A 20,409-nucleotide genomic window follows, 5' to 3' on the forward strand; every position below is an offset into this window, starting at 1 on the left:
AATATGCTTATATTATTAAACAAAACGCAACAAGAAATAAATAGATAAAACAGTTAAAATAAAAATATATTATTAAATTTAAATTAAACAATGACTTAAAAAATTGTGTTGTTAAAAAATATACTAATTTTTATTGATTTTAAAGTTGATTAAAACACTTGTAATTAATAAAAATAAAACCTAGTAAAATAGTATTGTTTAGATTTTATTAAACCAACTAAATTGGTTTGAATTAAATTTGATGAAAAATTATTCCGATTAAAACGGTTGGTTTTAAAGCTCAGTTAATTGTTATTTAAAATATGTTAATCAATGGATCTCTTTCATAAACAAAAAAAATGATCGTGTTGACTGAATCGCATTGGTATTGGAAGTTACTTTTTCTTTTTGAGAGAAGGTTAGGATGAGAGGTGTTTATGTTGATTTATGGTTTTAAAAAGGATTGATGAAAGAAGCTTAATCATTGCTGACTAAAAATTTATTGAATGACTTTCATCTACTCGAATATTTTTATGTAGTATTTAAATTTTGCTATAGATCTCTGAAAGAATTGATCATGAATTGCCGTTTTTGATTTGATGGGCGCGTTAAATTTTGTTTATTTTTTCGATGTAAAACTATGACTTCATTATGTTTTATGGAAGTAACTAAGTTTAAGAAATACAATGAGTTATTGAGCCTATGCGTTACACAAACGAAGGTTGAGTTGAAAGAAGACATTGGAAATTAATGTTGTAAATTAATACTGATCTGAACTAAAGAGGTGATTTGAGGTCGAAATTTTCTTGGCAATATAATGTGATTTTCTAAAACGTATTAAGATGATTTGAGATTGAAATTCTAACTCACCAAATTCTGGTTCGACTTGGATATAGTGCAGTTGTCCATTTTCATCACGGACCCGTGCTTGAGCTGAAAACCCAGGTCGTGCATTACCACTAGAGACTGTGGCTAATCGTCCAAGCAAGTCAACTTGATTTAATGCAACTTTAGGTTTTATCACCTGATCCAAACAATGAATCATAAACACGGTAAAGAAGATTGCAATCACCAATGCGGGTAAAACCACATAATACCAAGCGGCAAAAACTTGTTTGCTTGCAAAGATCGAGAGTTGTAAAAAATAGCCTGCAAAACTAAAATTTAATAATAAAAAAACGAAAATAAGTACTTTGGAAAATTTGACTTGTAACAGGGGCGACTCAATGAGCCAATCTGGTGAAATTTTTTTCAGAAAGGTACTTGGCCGTAAGCCAATATAGTAGCCAAAAGTTTCTGCCATACTCAGCAGAATTAAAGCCAAGACACTGAGGTGAAAGGGCATTAATTCATGTTCAAATAAGAATCCAAGCATGGCAGTTTCCAACCTTATTCGTCCTCGATGTAAATACCACCATCTGAATGGACTGAAATATTTACTTTTTCAAGTTTATCACCCAGACATGGCCCTGAAATACATTCACCTGTTTCAACTTCAAACAAAGCACCATGCGTAGAGCATTGAATATATTCGCCGTCTTGGTCTAAAAACTGATTTTCAAGAAATTCTAGTTCAGTTTGTAGGTGAGGGCAGACATTTTGGTAGGCATAAAATGCACCATCACGTTGAGTGATAAAAATGGTGTCGCCAGTCATTGTGTCAAACGCACGTGCCTTACGCTCTTCAATTTCATCGGTCATTGCAATTTTTTCAGACATTTATGCACATTCCTTTTTGAACGTTTCGAGTAGATTTGCGTATTCTGCAACGTCTAGGCGTGGTCCAAACTTAGACACAACTTCACTTGAAATAAGAATAGCAAGTTGTGCCGCAGTTTGTAAATTTTCACCATTATTTAAAGCATATAAGAAAGCACCTGAGAATGCATCACCAGCACCATTTGCATCTACTGCATTTACTTTACGACCTTGAACATAAAAATGCTGTTTTTGATCTGCGACTAATGCACCTTTTTCACTTAGTGTAATCACCACATCAGTACTTAGTGTTTTTAATTTATTCAGCGCAGCTTCAACAGAGTCAGTTTCTGTATACATCATGGCTTCTTGTTCATTACAGAAAATTAGATCCACACCATCATCGATTAGTTCATTTAGACCTTGGCGTGCATATTGCACCATTGCCGGGTCAGATAGGGTCAATGCGATTTTAACCTTGTGATCACGGGCAATTTGACGTGCTTGTTTTACGGCTGCGCGTGCTGAATCACTTGTAGACAAGTAACCTTCGATATATAACCATTGCGCTGTTTTTAAAGGTTCAAAATCCATTTGTAGATCTGAAAGTTCTGCAGTAATGCCGAGATAAGTTTGCATCGTACGTTCTGAATCTTCACTGACCAGAACCATACATGTACCCGTAACACCTTCACTGATCGATTTTTTCGAAGTTTTGATGCCTGCTTCATTTAAGCCGTCGAGATAAATTGTGCCTAGATCATCATTTCCAACACGGCATGCATAAAATGCTGAAGAACCTAATGCACTGAATGCCACTGTGGTATTGGCGGCTGAACCGCCAGATGCTTGACCTTTATAATTTTGGCTGGCTTTTAAATTATTGTATAGCTGAGTTTGGGACTCACCATCTGCGAGTTGCATGGTGCCTTTTTGCAAATTTTGTTCAGCTAAAAAGAGATCTGATACTTTAAATTCTTGGTCAATGAGCGCGTTACCAATTGCAAAAAGGTCAACTATAGCCATGTTCTTCATCACATCAATGTTAAAAACATAAAGTTTACACGAATGCTCAGCTTTACAGTAGTTTGTTGAAAAAATTTCAATTACATTTGTCAAATATGGTTTGTTGGAATTTTATAACTTGATGGTGTGCTGAACAAAACCTGTTTTTGAGATGATTATTGCGTAATTTAAGCCATTGTGTTGATCAGTGTGAGTCATTAAATTAGATTGTTTCACGGTGATTGATTGAGATCGCTGGGGTAGGTTTTGTTTAGAAATAAACATAGGCATAAAGTTAAAACTGTCTACAGACCCTAAATATATTGGAGGTTGAGTGAATATTTTAATTCAACAGGTAGATCAATTGCCTGCGCAAATTCAAGATTTAGCCGTAGTTGCTGAAAAAGAAGGGTTTCATTTTATTCAACGTTTGGTTGATGAGTTTCAGCAAGGCAGCAATAAATTTAATCGACATGGTGAATTTTTATTGGTTGCGTTTGATGGAGATAAACTGGTTGCATGCGGTGGTTTAAATATTCAAATCAGTGAAGATGGTGATACAAAGCAGAACCCTGAAACTCAGCATAAAATTGGTCGGGTACGTCGTTTCTATGTATTGCCTGAATACCGAAAAACTGGATTGGGTAAAAGTTTATTGCTCGAACTTGAAAAAAGAGCAAAATCTAATTTTTCTGCCTTGTGCTTAAGTAGTGAAAAAGATGCAGCGCCATTTTATCAAAAGCAAAATTATGTTTTTGTCTCAAATCACCCAAATTATAATTACTTTAAATATTTAATTTAGTGAATTTGGAAATCCCTTGGCCTATAGCGCTTAACTTTGAGTAGCAGCATAATTCGATCAAGGGGCTGCTGGTTTATAGCTATAGGCTTTAAGATACTTTTTATTTTTGGGGATGTATCCATGTTGATCTCCAAAAATTTTTCTTGGTAAATATACTAAAAATAGCCTAAGCAATTCTTTTCTATAAAAAGCTCTTAATACAGATAACACTTGTTTAATCATTTTCAGGGAAAGCCTATTTAGATTGGTTCACAACCTTTACTCATTATCGGAATACATAGAAAACATTAGCCTAAAAAGGCTCGAAGCATCACTAATTAAAATATTGAGTTAAAAAAGTTAAGTTTTACAGTGATGATAGAATCTTTTGATCATCACTTTTTTATTTATCTCATTGCTGATTCTTGATATTTGAACAGCAAGTCGCGATGAATCCTGATTGATTTACTAAGAATTAGTGTTAGGAATGAATCGCATTTATTAAAGTTTCGGTTATACTTAAACGTATAGATAAACATTTAATATTGGAGATCGCATGACTGTAGATGTCACTGAAACCTTATCTCAAACTGTTCATCCTGCGTTTCAGCTGGTACGTCAACACCATGTAGAAGCTTTAGACATTTTAGTGTCTGAATATAAACATAAAGTGACTGGTGCAATGCACTACCATTTAGCAACTGATCACGACGAAAATGTGTTCCTTGTTGCTTTCCGTACTCAACCAATGGATTCCAAAGGTGAGGCACATATTCTTGAACATACAGCATTGTGTGGTTCAGAGAAATTCCCAGTACGTGATCCATTCTTTTTGATGATTCGTCGTTCATTAAATACTTTTATGAATGCGTTTACAGCAGCTGATTGGACCGCTTATCCATTTGCAACCCAAAATAAAAAGGATTTCCAAAACCTTTTGGAAGTCTATTTGGACGCGGCTTTTGCGGCCAATTTAAATCCATTGGATTTTGCTCAAGAAGGTATTCGTATTGAGCTGGAAAATGGTGAGCCTGTTTATAAAGGCGTGGTATTTAATGAAATGAAAGGGGCAATGAGTTCACCGTCAGATCAGCTTTATCATCAGCTTGCGCATCATTTGTTCCCGAAAACAACCTATCATTATAATTCTGGTGGTGATCCGAAGGATATTCCTGACCTAACTTATGATGAGTTAGTGGCGTTTTACAAATCACATTATCATCCGAGTAATGCAGTATTTATGACTTTTGGTGATGAGCCTGCTTATAAACTGCAAGAACAATTTGAAAAGTTGGCGCTGTCTAAATTCAGCAAAGGTGAAACGATTTACTCTAAAGAAGAGCAAAGACTAACAGCTCCGATTGAAGTACAAGAAACCTATGCTGTTGATGCAGAAGATTTAACAGACAAGACCTATCATATTTTGTCTTGGTTATTGCCAAAAACCAGTGATGTTAAACTTCGCCTGGGTATGCGTTTGGTTGAAGGGATTCTTTTAGAAAACTCTGCTTCGCCGTTGCGCCATTATTTAGAAACATGTGGTTATGCACAGTCTACAGGTCCAATCATGGGTGTAGATGATTCTAACTATGAAATGACGTTCTATTGTGGAGTTCAAGGTTCAAATCCTGAGCATACTGAAGAATTTAAAAATGGCGTGCTTAATATTCTTCAAGATGTTGCTTCTAAGCCTATCGATAAAGACATGGTTGATGCAATTTTGCATCAAATTGAATTACATCAACGTGAAATCAGTGGTGATGGTACGCCGTATGGTTTAACACTGATCCTCAATGGTTTGGGCAATGCAATTCATCATAATGATCCAATCCATGCTTGGGATGTAGATACTGCCATTGCAGAAGTAAAAGAAGAACTCAAAGATCCGATGTGGTTATCTAACTTGATTCAAGTTCATTTATTGGATAACCCGCATCGTGTACAAATGACTTTAGTTCCAGATGCAAATAAATCTGCTCAAGAAGCAGAAGATGAAAAAGCACGATTGGCGAAAATTGGTGAGGCTTTGTCAGAAGCAGATAAAGCTGAAATTATCGCACAAACTGAAGCTTTAAAAATTCGTCAAGAAACTCCAGATGATTTGAGCTTATTGCCTAAAGTCGGTTTGGAAGACATTCCAGCTGAATTGGCCATTGTTCAAGGTCAATTGCGTGAAGTGATTTGCAATGGGGTAGATACACCATTAAATCTGTACCATGCAGGTACAAATGGAATTTACTACCAACAAGTATTGATTCAAATACCAGATCAAATTGTAAAATCGCCTTATTTTAACTTACTGTCTGTTCTCATGGGAGAAGTCGGTGCGGGCGAATATGATTATCTTGAACTTCAACAGTTACAGACGGCAGTCAGTGGCGGTTTGGGAATGGGCGCTTCACTTCGTTCTAAAACCGATGACAAAGGTCAAATTAGTGCATGGTTGACCTTAACAACCAAATCTTTAACGGATAAGTTTGATGCAATTCAGTTGCTTAAATTGGCTTTTGAGCAACTACGTTTTGATGAAAAAGATCGTATTATCGAACTTTTACAACAACGTAAAACACGTTGGGCTTCTCGTTTATCGGGTTCTGGACATAGTTATGCCATGCAAATTGCCTCACGTCATATGAGTGCGTTGGCAAAACGCGATTATGACAATACAGGCCTGGGCGCATTGAATTGGCTAGGTGATTTGATCGCAAAAATTGAAAAAGATGATGCGGCATATGATGCGTTTATAGATGAGTTAAAATCAATTCATAAGGGCTTAATGCTTGCACCAAAACAATTTTTATTGGTGTGTGAAGAGCATCATTCAGAGCGTTTAGTTGAAGAAGTGCAAACGGTTTGGGATAAACTTGCAGTTGATCAATCTCCTGTCTATTTAACGCAAGTGGCTATGGATGAGAGCAATGCAGATCAAGCTTGGTTAATTCAAGCCAATGTTCAATTTTGTGCTTCTGCTTACCAAGCTGTAGATGTTGCCCATCCAGATGCAGCGCCGTTGATGGTGCTTGCAGGCTATTTACGCAATGGTTTCCTACATAGTGCTATTCGTGAAAAGGGTGGTGCATATGGTGGGGGCGCAAGTTATGATGGCAATGCTTGTTCGTTCCGATTCTATAGTTATCGTGATCCACGCCTTGCAGAAACTTTCCAAGACTTTGAAGCAAGTTTAGATTGGTTGTTAAACAAAGAGCAGCATGATTATCAGCTTGAAGAAGCTATTCTCGGTCTGGTTTCCAGTATGGATAAACCTGGTTCACCAGCAGGTGAAGCCATTACTGCATGCTATGCATTGCTTCATGGACGCACACCTGCGTTTAGAAAGCAATTACGCGAGCGCTTATTAAACGTTACTATTGACGACCTTAAGCGTGTCACACAAACTTATTTACTTGAGCAAAAGCCTGTAAGAGCTGTAGTCGCTCCAGTTGCCAAAAAAGAAGTGTTGGAACAATTAGGTTTTGAAATTAAGAAAGTAAATTAACCCTATAAATTCTTTCTGGAGAATTCTATGTCGTTCAAAAATTTTGAACGTACACCATTGAATCTGAGCATCTTAATGATGCTCAGTTTTGGTTTGGTGACCATTGCTCATGCAGATGATACTGCACAAGTGAATCCTGCAAGTACGCAAGCCTGTGTTGCACTCGAATCTAATGCTGACCGTTTGGCTTGTTACGATAAAATATTTAAAATACCTACAGTTGCTCCGCAAGTTTTGGTGTCAGAGCAACGTGCTGCTTTAGATATTCAAAAAGCCGATGTTGAACCTGAAACCCTCAAAGATAAAATCACCCAGAAAGCAGAAAATTTATTTGCGATTCATGGCGATAAAATTGATCCGAATACCTCATTACTTGATCGACGTTGGGAGCTTTCTCAAGACAGTAAATTAGGTACGTGGAATATTCGAGCGAACCAACCTGTATATTTACTTCCCGCATTTTGGACCAGTAAGAAAAATGAATTTCCACAGAGTCCAAATCCTCAAAACACCGTGGATGAAGATCAAAATTTAAAGTCGATGGAAGCGAAATTCCAGATTTCTTTAAAAACCAAAGCTGCCGAAAATCTGTTTGGGAACAATGGTGATGTTTGGGTCGGTTATACCCAATCTTCTCGCTGGCAAGTTTATAACAGTGAAGAGTCTCGTCCATTTCGTGAAACAAATTACGAACCTGAAGCGAGTTTGATTTTTAGAACCAATTATAATTTATTAGGTTTAAATGGTCGCTTACTGGGTCTGACTTTGAATCATCAGTCAAACGGACGTTCTGATCCGCTATCACGTAGTTGGAATAGGGTCATTTTAAATCTTGGTTTTGAAAAAGATAATTTTGCCTTAATGGTACGTCCGTGGTATCGCATTGAAGAAGATTTTCAGGATGACAATAACCCTGATATTAAAAATTATATCGGTCGTGGTGATTTGACCGCATTCTATCGCTGGAATGACAATGATTTTTCTTTGATGCTACGTCACTCTTTAAAAGGTGGGGATGACTCGCATGGTGCAATGCAATTTGATTGGGCATTTCCAATTAAGGGCAAGTTACGTGGGCATTTTCAATTGTTTGATGGTTATGGTGAAAGCTTGATTGATTATAATCACCGTGCGACCTATGTTGGTCTAGGTGTTTCGTTAATGAATTGGTATTAATCATTTAAAATAGCGTTGATTGGCTAGATTTAAATAAGAAGCTGTCTTTATATAAGGATATAAGACAGCTTTTTTGCTTCTGATTATTGAGTTATAGGGAAGAGTTGTTGTTTTATTTGGATAAGTAACGGGAAAGCTCAAGAGTGCTGTTTGCAGTATAAGATGAGGCATAGACTACGCAAAGAGATTAAAATTTTAAAAGTAAACTGTGGCATTGCTAACTTTTTTATAATCAAATATTTTTACATATAATTGATTTAATTTAAAATATTAATTATGAAAAATTATATTCTTGAGTCTGAGTTTTTCGACAGGTTGACTATATAATAAAAAACCACGCTATTTTTAACGTGGTTTTTATAATTTGGCTATTTAAAGGCTTTATTTACGAAGTGCTGACTGTTGAATCTTCATCCTCTGAGGCTTTTTGTTCAGGTTCAACTAAAAAACCACCTGTCTGTCTATGCCATAAGTGTGCATAAATACCATTTTGTGCGATCAGTTCCTCGTGAGTACCTTGTTCTGCAATTTGACCTTGATCTAACACAATCAAACGATCCATTTGAGCAATGGTTGAAAGACGGTGAGCAATCGCGATCACAGTTTTATTTTGCATTAACTCATCTAAGCTCGATTGAATTGCAGCTTCAACTTCGGAGTCTAAAGCACTGGTTGCTTCATCCAAGATTAAAATAGGCGCATCTTTTAAAAATACACGTGCAATGGCAATGCGTTGACGTTGACCACCAGAAAGTTTTACCCCTCGCTCACCAACATAAGCATCATAGCCAGTACGACCTCTTAAGTCTGAAAGTTGCGGAATAAACTCATCCGCTTTGGCTTTTCTTACGGCTTCATACATTTCTTCATCAGTCGCATCAGGACGACCATATTTGATATTTTCCGCAACTGTACGATGTAATAAAGAGGTATCTTGGGTCACAAGCGCAATATTTTTTCTTAAACTATCTTGAGTGACTTCTTCAATATTTTGACCATCAATGGTAATTTTTCCATTATTGATGGTGTAAAAATGTAAAAGTAATTGAATTAATGTAGATTTTCCCGCGCCTGAACGTCCAACAATCCCAATTTTTTCACCCGGTTGAATGTTTAAATTAAAGTGATCAATGACTTTTTTGCTGTTATAAGCAAATGTGACATCGCTAAATTTAATATTACCTTGAGTCACAACAAGTGGTTTGGCATCTTCTTTGTCTTGGATATTAATCTGACGACCTAAAGTTTGCATACCATCTTGAATTGTTCCGACATTTTCAAATAGGGCAGAAGTTTGCCACATCATAAACTCAGCCATACTGTTAAGTTTAAGAATCATGGCTGTTGTTGCTGCAATCACACCAATCGCTGCTTGACCCTGTAACCATAACCAAACGGCAGTACCTAATACCCCAAAGAATAAAACGGCTGTTAGCAAATTGATGCAAAGTTCATATGCAGTGCCTAAACGCATTTGTTTGAACACTGTACGCATAAATTCTTTCATTGACTCTTTTGCATACTGGCTTTCGCGGCCTGCATGCGCAAAAAGTTTTACTGTCTGAATATTGGTATAGGCATCGGTTACACGTCCAGTCATCACCGCACGTGCATCGGCTTGTTCTTTGGAAATTCGTCCTAATCTTGGAATGTAATATAAGGCTGCACTAACAAACAACGCCAACCATAATAAAAGTGGAATCAATAGAATAGGAGAAATTGATCCCAATACAATGCTGATGGTGATGAAATAGATGACAACATAAGTCACCATGTCGCCCAAAATCACCCAAAACTCACGTACCGCTAGCGCCGTCTGCATGACTTTGGCTGATAAACGTCCAGCAAAATCATTATGGAAGAAGTCTAAGCCTTGGCGTAGCATTAGATTATGAAATCTCCAACGTAAACGCATTGGAAAACTACTGTATAAAATCTGATGTCTGATAATGGATTGCATACTGGCAAAAAAGATATTTGCCAATAAAATACAACTTAAAAAGATCAAATTTTCACGATGATTTACTAAAAAGTCTTGAGGTTTAGACTGTGTCAACCAATCGACTAAATGTCCAATTTGTGAAAAAAATAAAGCTTCAAAACTTGCTGTTGCAGCAGTGAATAATATTAAAATCAATAAATAACGCTTAACACCAGCCGCAGCTTGCCAAACAAATGGAAAGAACTTGGTGGGTAATGGTTCGTTTAAACCTTTCGACGGATATGGATCGACTAACTTTTCAAACCATTGCAGCAACATAAAATCCTCGTGGAAATTTTATAGATTGATTAAATTGTAAAATATTGAAATGAAGTTACAACCTGAACAGCTTAAATTATTTTAAGACAAATTCAGCAGAAATTGGGAGAATAGTGGGGTAATGTAGATTGTATAGTTTTCGTGGAAATTACACCAGTTATTTATATCGAATAAAAACGATTTATAGTATAGCCAAAGATAATTAAAAAATTATTGTACTTTGGCAATCTAATCGTAAATTGAACATTAATCTTCTAACACTTTAACAATCATAAGAAAGTAAAAACACTGCTCGAATGTTTTTTACATGAGCGTTCAATTCTTAAAAGAAACTTTGCCTTTCTATAAGTACTATATTAAAATATAGATTACAGTCTATATTTCTAGGTTTCGCATGTGGACAGTCATTACAACGGATTTGTTTAATGAATGGCTTGAACAGCAAGATGATTCAACACAGGAAAAAGTCTTAGCTGCATTGGTCGTTCTACAACAGCTGGGGCCAAGTTTAGGTCGCCCTTTAGTTGATACCGTAAATGACTCGAAATTCACGAACATGAAAGAATTACGTGTTCAGCATAGAGGTAAACCACTAAGAGCCTTTTTTATATTTGATCCATTACGACAGGCTATTGTGCTTTGTATTGGTAATAAGGGCGGTAAAAAGCGTTTTTATAAAGAGATGTTAGATATTGCAGAACAGCAATACGAACTTCATCTTTCAACCCTAGGAGATCAATCTAATGGCTAAAATCTTACAGGAACTATTGGCTGGTCGCTCTCCAGAGAGTCAAGACCGAATTCAAAAAATGGCTGATGAACTACGTTTACAAACGCAGCTGCATCTTATTCGAGAAGAATTAGAGATTTCGCAAAAAGAATTAGCTGAGATACTTGGAATCAAGCAGCCTTCACTTTCAGCAATTGAAAATCGTGGTCATGATCTTAAAATTTCAACAATAAAGAAATATGTTGAAGCAATGGGAGGGAAGCTTCGCATTGATGTAGAGCTTCCCACAGGAAAACATATTGAATTTAATGTTTAACTGTTGAAAATGGAAGCGATAAGCTTCCATTTTTTGATAGGAATGAGCACGATTATGCTGAAAATTATCTAAACTTAAATTTAATTGAGTCTAGAGCTGTGTTAAAACGCTAGATGTCTACTTTTTTATTTTAGGTTTTAAATCATTGACAAAGAGTATCAATCCAAACAGTATTGGACTACTCAGTATGCATAAGGCCACAAAAGAGATGCTATTGCCATAATTTAAACTGAATAAAAATAAAGCCAAGATGATCAACGCAAACGAGATAACTTTTACCAATTTCACATGTTGCGCTAAAACAGACAATTTACTTTTCTGAGTCTTGGTGATCTGCTTTGAGCTGATCAAATACAAGCTATAACTGGCAATCAGGATCAGGAGAAATGCAAATACCAATATCATGACACAGGCTCCTGCGCTGATTTTTGTTCCAGTTTTTTCTTGATCTTCGCCACAGCTTTGTTTTGAATCGGTGTGATTCTTTGATGTAAAAAAATCGCTAAAATGGCAAATAACCAGATCATTAAGTCTACACGTAAAAATAACCAATAGTCCTGTAATGAATGAATATATTGATTAGAAATCAGATAATAGGCATTTAAAATAGGCAAGGCTAATGTCATGGCAATCAGCAACTTGAGCTGAGTTTTCCAGAGATATTGTTGTTTTGTACAGAGCGCAATTATAAAACTGAATAACCACAAAGTGAAAAATGTATAGACTTCATAATTCGGTGTATCTGCTTGAAGTTGCACAAAACGATTAGCATATAAATAACCCAACATCGCAATGGGTAAACCAATAATCATCGTGGTATTAAGTCGATTTACCAGATAATGCCCAAAGTGAAAATGATCATTTTTCTTTTGTAATTGTCGTTTTAAACTCCAGAGCAATAAGCCCGAAGCAATCATTGCACAGCCCAGAAGACCAGAGAAAAATAAACCTAAACGCAATAAAGGTTGGGCAAAATTCGCCATATGCAGTCCATACATACTGGCATTTAATGTTGCTATTGCACTGTTATTGCGAGTATTCCCAATTAAAGCACCAGTAGCGCCATTAAAGCTAAGTTGTGCTTGATTACGTGTAATCGAATGATCTTCTAAGGCAGTAATCGTGAGCTTGGCAAGCTGTGTATTGGGTTGATCTACGGTAATGTTATCAATATTAGTTTTTCCCCATTGCTGTTGGGTTTGTTGCAGGAAATGTTGAATAGATAACATATTCTTCGGCTGTGCTTCTTGAGCCTTGTTAGCTGTTGAAACATGACGAATTTCATCAAAATACTGATATGGATTATCTGGATAGGCTTTTTTCATCCCTGCGGGGAAAAGCAGATAGAAAAAGATCGCTAAGCCGGTAAATGTAATGGTTAAGAAAAAGGGCAATGCGATTACCGAACTTACATTATGAAAATCTAAATATGAACGCTGACCTTTAAATGCTCTTAAGGTAAAGAAATCGGTAAATATCTTTTTATGGGTAATAATGCCTGAAATTAAGGCTATAAACATGATTAAAGCTGCAAAAGTCACAATCAAACGCCCAATCGAATAAGGCATTCCATAAAGCTGATAATGAAACCCATAGAAGAAATCACCGCCTTGTGTGGCAGAAAGACGCAATTCTTTACCTGTATTGGCATCTAAAGTTTTACTTTCATAACCACCATCTGCTTTTTGCCAATAAATTTTATTTGCAGGGGTATTCTGGTTTGCAACACCGATATACCAACTTTTTGCATCTGGGGCATTTTTTTGCAAATAAGTAAACGCAGACTGTATAGCGGATTCCTGTTTGATTTGCATACTCGCGAATTGTGGTTGCATCCACATACTAATTTCATGGCGATAATATGTTGCAGAACCCGTCAAAAAAATTGCAAATAACAGCCAGCCGAAGGTAAGCCCGATCCAAGAGTGTAACCATGCCATAGATTGACGAACAGATTTATGCATGAGTTAACCTATAAACTTGGAAAATAGGAAAAAAGTAGCAACCAGAGCTAGGCTGATCAGCGTAAGTTTTTTTAAAGAATGTATACAAAAGCTTAGAATCACAAAAATAATGTAAAAAATAAGTGCGCTAAATGCCGCCAAGTAAATAGATTCAGCTTTGGCAAAATAAGGATAAAACACATCAATTAAAGCTAAGGATACTAAATAACTGCACACATAGCCCATACCAAAAGCCAGTATAAAACGATAGAGCACTGATAAAGGGTAGAGCACAATCTGCATAACGATCACTTTCTTGCAATTGAAAACGCCTTAATCTTAAAAGATTAAGGCGAATTCAGATTAGTATTTAAATTTTACAGCAACACTATAGTTTGCAGATGGGCCATAAAAAGCCTGACCATCTGGGAAGCTATATAAATATTTTTTGTCTGTCACATTGTTTGCATTTGCCTGTAGCGAAATATGCTTATTCAAGTCATAGCTACCCATCAAATTCACTAAAGCATAAGCATCTTGGGTAATTGTACTCTTTACAGAAGAGTCATACAGCTTGGTCGCATCTTGCCATTGTAACGCTGCGCCAATTTTCAGTTTAGGTATAGCTGGAATAGTATAGGTGGTTAAAAGATTAATGGTTTGGTTAGGGTTGTAAGTACGTGCCTCTCCACCATTTTTTAAATCTTTTAAACTAAATTGGCTATAACCGAATGTCAGATTTAAATGATCTGTTAATTGTCCAGCCAGTCCAACTTCTACCCCTTGAGAACGCAAGTCACTGGTTTCAACTTTTCGATTGAGAGGGTTTCCGTCAGAGTTACGTAATGGGTAATTACTTTGTTCTGTACGAAACACCGCCAAAGTTCCAGTGAGTTTGTCATCTAGCCATGAACTTTTAATACCTGCCTCATAGCTTTCGCCTTCAACTGGTTTGAGTGCTTTATTATCAGTACCTAATCCAGATTGTGGGCGGAAAATAGAGGTATAGCTTAGATAACCCGTGTATTCAGGGTTAAAGTTATAGGTAATGCCAGCATAAGGAGATACTTTGTTTTCATCATAGGCCATTGATGAAGCATAACTTTCACCTTCACTTTTAGCTTGAACATAATTTAAACCGAGTAAAAGTTTTAAATCATCGTTTAAGTGTAGGCGTGTTGCAGCATATACAGAATTGAGCTTTTGAGTATAGTTTGCAGCATCACTAAACGCTGACCAAGTTACTGATTGGGGTGTCCAGCTTGCCCAGTTTGTGGTGAGCTGACGTAAATAACCTTGGGAGTAATCATTGTAGATATTAATATCATTGATCATACCTGAAGTTTGTTGATCATATTGTTTACTTTGTAGATAACTATAACCCAGTGTCGCTTCGTGTTCACGGCCAAATAATGAATATGAGCCTTGTAGATTTAAGTCAGCAAAATGTCTTTTTAGACTTTCTTTTCCGCCCCAAGCGGTAAGGGCTACACCCGCTCCATTTTGATCAGGGTAACCAAAATAATAGAGTAAGTTACTGTTGTGATCGGTTTGGGTATAATTATAGCTAAACTTTGCTGTCCACTTATCATTAATTTTTTGCTTTAGCTCAGCAAAAGCATTTTGTGACTTATTGTCCCAATAGGCCCAATCTGGATTAGGATTATAATTTCGGTTATAAGAAAGTTGATTTCCATCTGCACCGAGAAGTGGTAAAGCACCCCAATTATTTGCATTAGGTTTGTTTTGTTGTTGGCTATAACCGACTGTCAATAATGTGCTATCACTTAAATCCGCATCAATGATGCCAGAAAATCCATTTTTCTCGGATGAATAGCGATCTAGATAAGAATCTCCAGTTTGTTCATAACCCATCAAACGTCCGCGGATGCTGCCTTCTTTGTTTAATGCACCTGAAACATCTGCTTCATAGCGTTGGGTATTCCAAGAGCCATAACTTAGCCCAGCATTGGCTTGAAATTCTTGGGTAGGACGCTTACGGATATAATCGATTGTTGCGCTTGGATCACCAAAAGCATTGGTTAAGGCATCTGCACCTTTAATCACATCAATACGATCATAAAAATATGTATCAGGGTTGGTATTATTATAATTGTAGCTGCTAGAAGGGAAGCCGACACCATCAGTTAAAATATTTGAGATTTCAAAACCACGAGCAGTGTAGGTTGAACGTTCGGTTTCTTGACTGCTGACAGTAATACCAGGTGTATTACTTAGAGCCTCACGTGCACTATTGAGTGCAAAATCATTTAATTGCTGACGTGTCACAACATTCACTGTCTGTGGTGTTTCTTTAACAGGAATACTCAGCTTGGCAGCGCTTGCAGATTTTTTAACGATATAAGATTTTGATTGTTCAGAGCTTAATTCAGTTTGATCAGCTGTGGCTTGAACTGAAATCGTGGGTAGATTTTCAATATCTGCAGCAAAACTCTGCTGAGCACTGAATACCGCTAAACTAAGAAGAGAGAACTTAAAACTGTGTGGGAGAGAATTCAGCATTGCTTATCTTAAATGATAATAATTATCGCTTAGTTTATTGTTAGTAGGATAAGCTTACAATAGTCGTGCAATTGAAAATATAAATAGAAAATAAAATAACGATAGAAAATTAGATGAATTGTTATATAAATTCACGCATTTGCCATACCAGTATCCTGTTTTGACTATTCACAATTAAATCCTATGAATATGCTATCATGCACTTATAGTGCTGATCAGGAAGAATATCTTGCAAAATCGAAAGCTTAAAATTGGAATTGTCGTAGGTGAGGTATCGGGGGATACTTTAGGCGCAAAACTTATTCGTCGTTTTCGTGAACAGGGTATTGATGCTGAATTTGAGGGGATTGGTGGTCCTCAAATGATTGCAGAAGGATTTAACAGTTTTTATTCAATGGATATTTTATCTGTGATGGGAATTGTTGAAGTGCTTAAAGATTTAAAAAAATTATTTGCAGTACGTGATGGTTTGGTCGAGAGATGGTCTGCCAATCCCGTAGATGTTTTTATCGGTATTGATGCGCCAGACTTTAACTTACGCCTTTCAAAAAGTATAAAACAGAAAAACTTGCCTATTAAAACGGTGCAATATGTCAGTCCATCTGTATGGGCTTGGCGACAAGGACGGGTGCATGGCATCAAAGCCAGTGTTGATTTAGTGCTTTGTCTATTTCCTTTTGAAAAAGGCTTTTATCAACGGTATGACGTGCCAGCAGCCTTTGTTGGGCATCCACTGGCAAGTCAATTGCCATTACAAAATCCAATTTTGGATGCAAAGCAAGAGCTTGGTTTAGATATCAGTCAAAAGCATATTGCCTTGTTACCGGGAAGTCGGCGTGGTGAGATTGAACGACTTGGACCGTTAGTTTTGGATGCAGCAAAAATTCTTTATCAAAAATATCCAGATTATCAGTTCCTGATTCCTGCTATTAATGATTTACGCAAACAGCAAATTCAGGAATTATTAAAGCATTATCCAAGTGACTTGGTCGCAAAAATTCATTTACTGGAAAATACCGATAAAGAATCAAAAATTGGTCGTCAGGTCATGAATGCTGCCAATATTGTGGCTTTGGCATCAGGGACAGCGACACTTGAAGCATTATTGTTACATCGCCCAATGGTGACTTTTTATAAGTTGAATTGGTTAACTTATGTGATTGCTAAATTTTTAGTGAAAATTCCGTATTATTCATTGCCGAATATTATTGCGGGTAAAAAAGTGATTCAAGAGCTTATTCAACAAGATGCCACAGCAGAAAAATTGGCCAATCAAATTGAAAAATTAATGAATATTGAAACTGCACAAATTCAGGTGATGCAATTGATCACCATGCACAAGCAACTTTTGGCTGGAAATAGTGAAGATCCGGTTCAGGCGATTTTAGCAATTTTAACACCTTGATTTTTAACGCTAGCAACTGATTAAGCAAATATTCGTTTGCTTATCGAGCTGCTGGAAAACCTTGTAATCAGTTTAGAAAACATTTAACCAATAAAAACTCCTCTAAATCTAAGATAAAGAGGAGTATGTATGAATCAATTTTTGGGTTTGGGGGTAAAACTATTCCGCCCGAACTTTAAGTTCATAACCTGTATATTTACGAATATTGATGACACCCGTATCCATAATCAAGTATTGACCTTTGATTCCTTGTAGCTTGCCCCGAATGATTGGGGTTTTATCTAAATTGTGCGATTTAACTTTTTCAGGGTAAATATCGACAGGGTAGATGAATTCACGAGGTAATTCATTTTCTAACAATTCAACCGTTTCATTAAATTCAAGATTTTGTGCAAATTCATCGCGAATACTTTGAATCTTAGGGGAAAATTCTTGAACCAATTCATTACGAATTTCAATCAGATCAATCGGTTCAGCTTCACCTTTAAGTAGCTTTCGCCAATCCGTTTTATCTGCAACCTGTGTTCCAAACATGACTTCAAGTTGACCTGAAAGACGGCGCGAACCGACTTTTAAAATAGGCAGTGCTTGGGTCGCACCTTGGTCTAACCAGCGTGTTGGCATTTGACCTAGACGGGTAATCCCCACTTTTAAAGCACTTGAATTTGCTAGATAGACAATATGTGGTTGAAAGCAAACTTCATGAGCAAAATCATCTTCACGGCAAGTACCTAAATGATAATGGCAAGTTTCAGGCTTCATGATACACATGTCGCAAGACGCCTTGGTTTTCATGCATTTAAAGCAGTGGCCTTGAGAATAAGACTTCGGTGTTTTTGCGCCACAAGAAACACAATAAATATTTCCTGTCGCTTCAATCTCAATTTCCTGGCCTAAACTAAATGGTAGCTCGGTTTCTGAGCGATCTAATATAAATTTATATTCAACATTTGCCTTATGTGTTTGTTGATCAGTTACACTAAGGTCTTTAAGACCTGCATGCATTTTATGACAAATGCCTTGTAGTTCCATGTTTAATTACTCGCTTCAAAAAAGGTGCAGTTATGGCTGAGCAAAATGTCATCACTTCAATGCTAGACGATTTATCGCAAGAACAGCCAATTCAAACTGCATTGTGTATTGGGCAAAATTTGGCGCAATACCCTACAAATTATTCAATTCAATGGTCCTATTTTAACGTATCTGAGTTTTTAAGTCTGCCTTTTACGCAACGATATGATTTAGGATTTGTACTTTTAGATACAGATGAAATGTCTGGGGTGACTGATTTGCAGAAATCCCAGTTATTGGTCAAGTTGCGTGATTTACTGGCAAAACGAATCGTCGTGGCATGTCAGTTAAAAGATGAACAGTTGCTCAGATCGCTTGGTTTTACTCAACTGATTGATAAAACCTTACATCAAAATGATTTTGCACTTTGGCAGTTTAATATTTTGACCTATAAACATGTACCAGATTGGTTTAATTCTAAGTTCTGGGCCAACCCAGAAAACTGGAATAAATTTCGTTGGTAATGGTTTTATTTTGGTTATAAAAATCAGCCTTAAGCTATTGCAAAATTTAACAATTCCAATTTTGGTGAATAGGTTAAAGCCAAGTATGCTGTACTTGTCTCATAAAACTTAAAAAAGGAAAACTCATGACAGATTTAACCAATATTGTGGAAATTCTGGCAAAACAAGCACTTGGCGGACAACAACAATCACAAGGCGGGCTTGGTGGTGGATTGGGCGGGGTACTTGGTTCAGTACTCGGTGGCTTGGGTGGGCAGCAACAACAATCACAAGGTGGATTGGGTGGCGTACTCGGTTCAGTTTTAGGTGGTTTGACAGGTGGACAACAACAACAAGCACCACAAGCGGGTGGTTTTAATGCTTCTTCTTTATTGATTGCAGTTGTGCCATTAGTCTTGGGTTGGATTCAACAAAATGGTGGCCTACAGGGTGCTTTAGCTAAATTGCAAGGTGCAGGCTTAGGTGGGCAGGTTCAAAGTTGGGTCGATCCGTCACAAGGTAATGGTGCTGTAAATGTAGAGCAAATCCAGAGTTTATTTGGTGGTCAGCAAGTCGAGCAAGTTGCTCAACAAGCCAATGTTCCGACCAATGAAGTGTATGGTGCAATCTCTACAGTATTACCGCAAATTATTGATTCACTCACACCACAAGGTGATGCAACAGATCACACTGAAGCCAATGGTGATATTCAAAATGTGATGAATTTGGTATCAGGCTTTTTAAAGTAAAATCGAGCATAAAAATGATCAAAGCCAGTCAATAGATGTTGACTGGCTGATTTAAATTAAGGCTGTGGGTCATCCCCAATTGCTTCGCTACTTTTTACGTCGCCATTCTGTTTCTTTTTAACATATTTAATTTGCCCATATCCTTCAGCATACCATTCATCCAATGTTTCATCTCCGATTTGAGAAATGAAATGACATGCATTATCGAACTTTAAGGTATTGTCATCATTGTCAATTAAAGTCAGATCCTCAAACCCTACAAATACTAAGTCAATCGTCTTATTGTTTTCAGACTTATCATTGTTATCCATTTGCGACTCAATGACTGCGTTATACGTCATTTGGAACTTTTGCTGTGGTTTGAGATTGGATGGGAATGTTGGAAGCGGGGCTTGATAGGTGGTTTTTACCAGCACATCATTAGGATTTGATCCGAGCGCAGCAATACCATAGTCTAAGTTTGCAAGCATGGTACGGCCAGTTAAATCGTAGATATAATCTGTGCGCACACCTGCGCCTTGTCTAACGATTGCTATTGCCTTCTGATTGTTGAAGGTTGTGGGAACAATCTGGATTTCTGTCTCTTCATTGTTGTTTAGAGTAAACTGTTTGTTGGGTTCTAACTTAAAGCAATTATCTGAATTGGCTGCTTTATGTACTTTTTTAACCACTGGTGCTTCTGCTTGATGTTCAGAACTGTCATGCGGTTTGTTTTTAGAACAAGCAACACTAAAAATAGAAAGTAAGCTAAGTAAAACAACAGTTTTGTTCATTTTTATCCTAGACAATAAAGTTTAAATTTCACGAGGCTATTTTTCACCATGAGCCAATAAA

General features: G+C 36.8%; 18 protein-coding genes. 8 read left to right on the top strand and 10 right to left on the bottom strand.

Features of this window, described 5'->3' with window-relative positions; genetic code table 11:
- Positions 1–739: 739 nt before the first annotated feature.
- Genes GJV03_RS06345 through GJV03_RS06355 form a run of 3 tightly spaced genes read right to left on the bottom strand, consistent with a single transcriptional unit; the run spans position 740 to position 2,703 of the window.
- On the bottom strand, positions 740–1,354 hold the full coding sequence (locus tag GJV03_RS06345) for an OB-fold-containig protein (RefSeq protein WP_004719680.1): 615 nt from the start codon (positions 1,352–1,354) through the stop codon (positions 740–742).
- 14 nt (positions 1,355–1,368) lie between these two features.
- Positions 1,369–1,680, bottom strand: a complete 312-nt coding sequence (locus GJV03_RS06350) for a Rieske (2Fe-2S) protein (protein WP_162242519.1) — start codon at positions 1,678–1,680, stop codon at positions 1,369–1,371.
- Positions 1,681–1,698: 18 nt separating this feature from the next.
- Positions 1,699–2,703 carry an adenosine kinase gene (locus tag GJV03_RS06355; protein ID WP_056511736.1) on the bottom strand — a complete coding sequence of 335 codons (1,005 nt, stop codon included), beginning with the start codon at positions 2,701–2,703 and terminating at the stop codon, positions 1,699–1,701.
- Between the two features lie 313 nt (positions 2,704–3,016).
- Here GJV03_RS06355 and GJV03_RS06360 point away from each other — a divergent pair, with 313 nt between their 5' ends.
- The 3 genes from GJV03_RS06360 to GJV03_RS06370 all read left to right on the top strand — a co-directional run bounded on the left by GJV03_RS06360 (position 3,017) and on the right by GJV03_RS06370 (position 8,135).
- Positions 3,017–3,484, top strand: coding sequence for a GNAT family N-acetyltransferase (locus tag GJV03_RS06360; protein WP_105712460.1), 468 nt, complete (start codon positions 3,017–3,019; stop codon positions 3,482–3,484).
- 535 nt (positions 3,485–4,019) lie between these two features.
- Positions 4,020–6,959, top strand: coding sequence for an insulinase family protein (locus GJV03_RS06365; RefSeq protein WP_056511732.1), 2,940 nt, complete (start codon positions 4,020–4,022; stop codon positions 6,957–6,959).
- A 27-nt stretch (positions 6,960–6,986) separates the two neighbouring features.
- Positions 6,987–8,135, top strand: a complete 1,149-nt coding sequence (locus GJV03_RS06370; RefSeq protein WP_004719690.1) for a phospholipase A — start codon at positions 6,987–6,989, stop codon at positions 8,133–8,135.
- Positions 8,136–8,520: 385 nt separating this feature from the next.
- Here the strand turns inward: GJV03_RS06370 and GJV03_RS06375 are convergent, their stop codons facing one another.
- Positions 8,521–10,392, bottom strand: a complete 1,872-nt coding sequence (locus GJV03_RS06375; protein WP_171501835.1) for an ABC transporter ATP-binding protein — start codon at positions 10,390–10,392, stop codon at positions 8,521–8,523.
- Positions 10,393–10,789: 397 nt separating this feature from the next.
- Here GJV03_RS06375 and GJV03_RS06380 point away from each other — a divergent pair, with 397 nt between their 5' ends.
- A complete protein-coding gene (locus tag GJV03_RS06380; protein ID WP_004719695.1) occupies positions 10,790–11,146 on the top strand; it encodes a type II toxin-antitoxin system RelE/ParE family toxin in 357 nt (118 codons plus the stop codon).
- Entirely contained in the window at positions 11,139–11,441 is a 303-nt protein-coding gene (locus tag GJV03_RS06385; protein WP_105712463.1) for a helix-turn-helix domain-containing protein, read from the top strand. Before GJV03_RS06380 ends, GJV03_RS06385 begins: the two co-directional genes overlap by 8 nt.
- Positions 11,442–11,558: 117 nt before the next feature.
- Here the strand turns inward: GJV03_RS06385 and GJV03_RS06390 are convergent, their stop codons facing one another.
- From GJV03_RS06390 to GJV03_RS06405, 4 genes are read right to left on the bottom strand one after another with little or no spacing between them, the layout of a single operon-like run.
- A complete protein-coding gene (locus tag GJV03_RS06390) occupies positions 11,559–11,846 on the bottom strand; it encodes a hypothetical protein (protein WP_154129694.1) in 288 nt (95 codons plus the stop codon).
- The gene (locus GJV03_RS06395) at positions 11,843–13,405 is read right to left on the bottom strand and encodes a PepSY-associated TM helix domain-containing protein (protein ID WP_154129695.1); all 1,563 of its coding nucleotides are present in this window, start codon (positions 13,403–13,405) and stop codon (positions 11,843–11,845) included. Before GJV03_RS06395 ends, GJV03_RS06390 begins: the two co-directional genes overlap by 4 nt.
- Positions 13,406–13,408: 3 nt before the next feature.
- Positions 13,409–13,687: a hypothetical protein gene (locus tag GJV03_RS06400; protein ID WP_056511720.1), complete on the bottom strand. Its 279-nt coding sequence runs from the start codon at positions 13,685–13,687 to the stop codon at positions 13,409–13,411.
- 60 nt (positions 13,688–13,747) lie between these two features.
- On the bottom strand, positions 13,748–15,907 hold the full coding sequence (locus GJV03_RS06405; RefSeq protein WP_154129696.1) for a TonB-dependent siderophore receptor: 2,160 nt from the start codon (positions 15,905–15,907) through the stop codon (positions 13,748–13,750).
- 229 nt (positions 15,908–16,136) lie between these two features.
- Between GJV03_RS06405 and lpxB the strand changes: the two genes are divergently transcribed.
- Positions 16,137–17,312, top strand: coding sequence for a lipid-A-disaccharide synthase (lpxB, locus tag GJV03_RS06410; RefSeq protein ID WP_154129697.1), 1,176 nt, complete (start codon positions 16,137–16,139; stop codon positions 17,310–17,312).
- 159 nt (positions 17,313–17,471) lie between these two features.
- On the opposite strand, the gene GJV03_RS06415 is transcribed toward lpxB, so the two are convergent.
- The gene (locus tag GJV03_RS06415; RefSeq protein WP_004719710.1) at positions 17,472–18,344 is read right to left on the bottom strand and encodes a DUF2797 domain-containing protein; all 873 of its coding nucleotides are present in this window, start codon (positions 18,342–18,344) and stop codon (positions 17,472–17,474) included.
- Between the two features lie 32 nt (positions 18,345–18,376).
- On the opposite strand from GJV03_RS06415, the gene GJV03_RS06420 reads away from it, so the two are divergent.
- Positions 18,377–18,847 (top strand): DUF6231 family protein, encoded by a 471-nt coding sequence (locus GJV03_RS06420; protein WP_004719712.1) that lies wholly within the window; start codon positions 18,377–18,379, stop codon positions 18,845–18,847.
- Positions 18,848–18,972: 125 nt separating this feature from the next.
- On the top strand, positions 18,973–19,575 hold the full coding sequence (locus GJV03_RS06425; protein WP_004719714.1) for a YidB family protein: 603 nt from the start codon (positions 18,973–18,975) through the stop codon (positions 19,573–19,575).
- Positions 19,576–19,631: 56 nt separating this feature from the next.
- On the opposite strand, the gene GJV03_RS06430 is transcribed toward GJV03_RS06425, so the two are convergent.
- Positions 19,632–20,348: a hypothetical protein gene (locus GJV03_RS06430; RefSeq protein ID WP_004719717.1), complete on the bottom strand. Its 717-nt coding sequence runs from the start codon at positions 20,346–20,348 to the stop codon at positions 19,632–19,634.
- Positions 20,349–20,409: the final 61 nt, after the last annotated feature.

It is taken from the genome of Acinetobacter sp. RIT698, assembly GCF_009668065.1.
GTDB lineage: Bacteria > Pseudomonadota > Gammaproteobacteria > Pseudomonadales > Moraxellaceae > Acinetobacter > Acinetobacter guillouiae.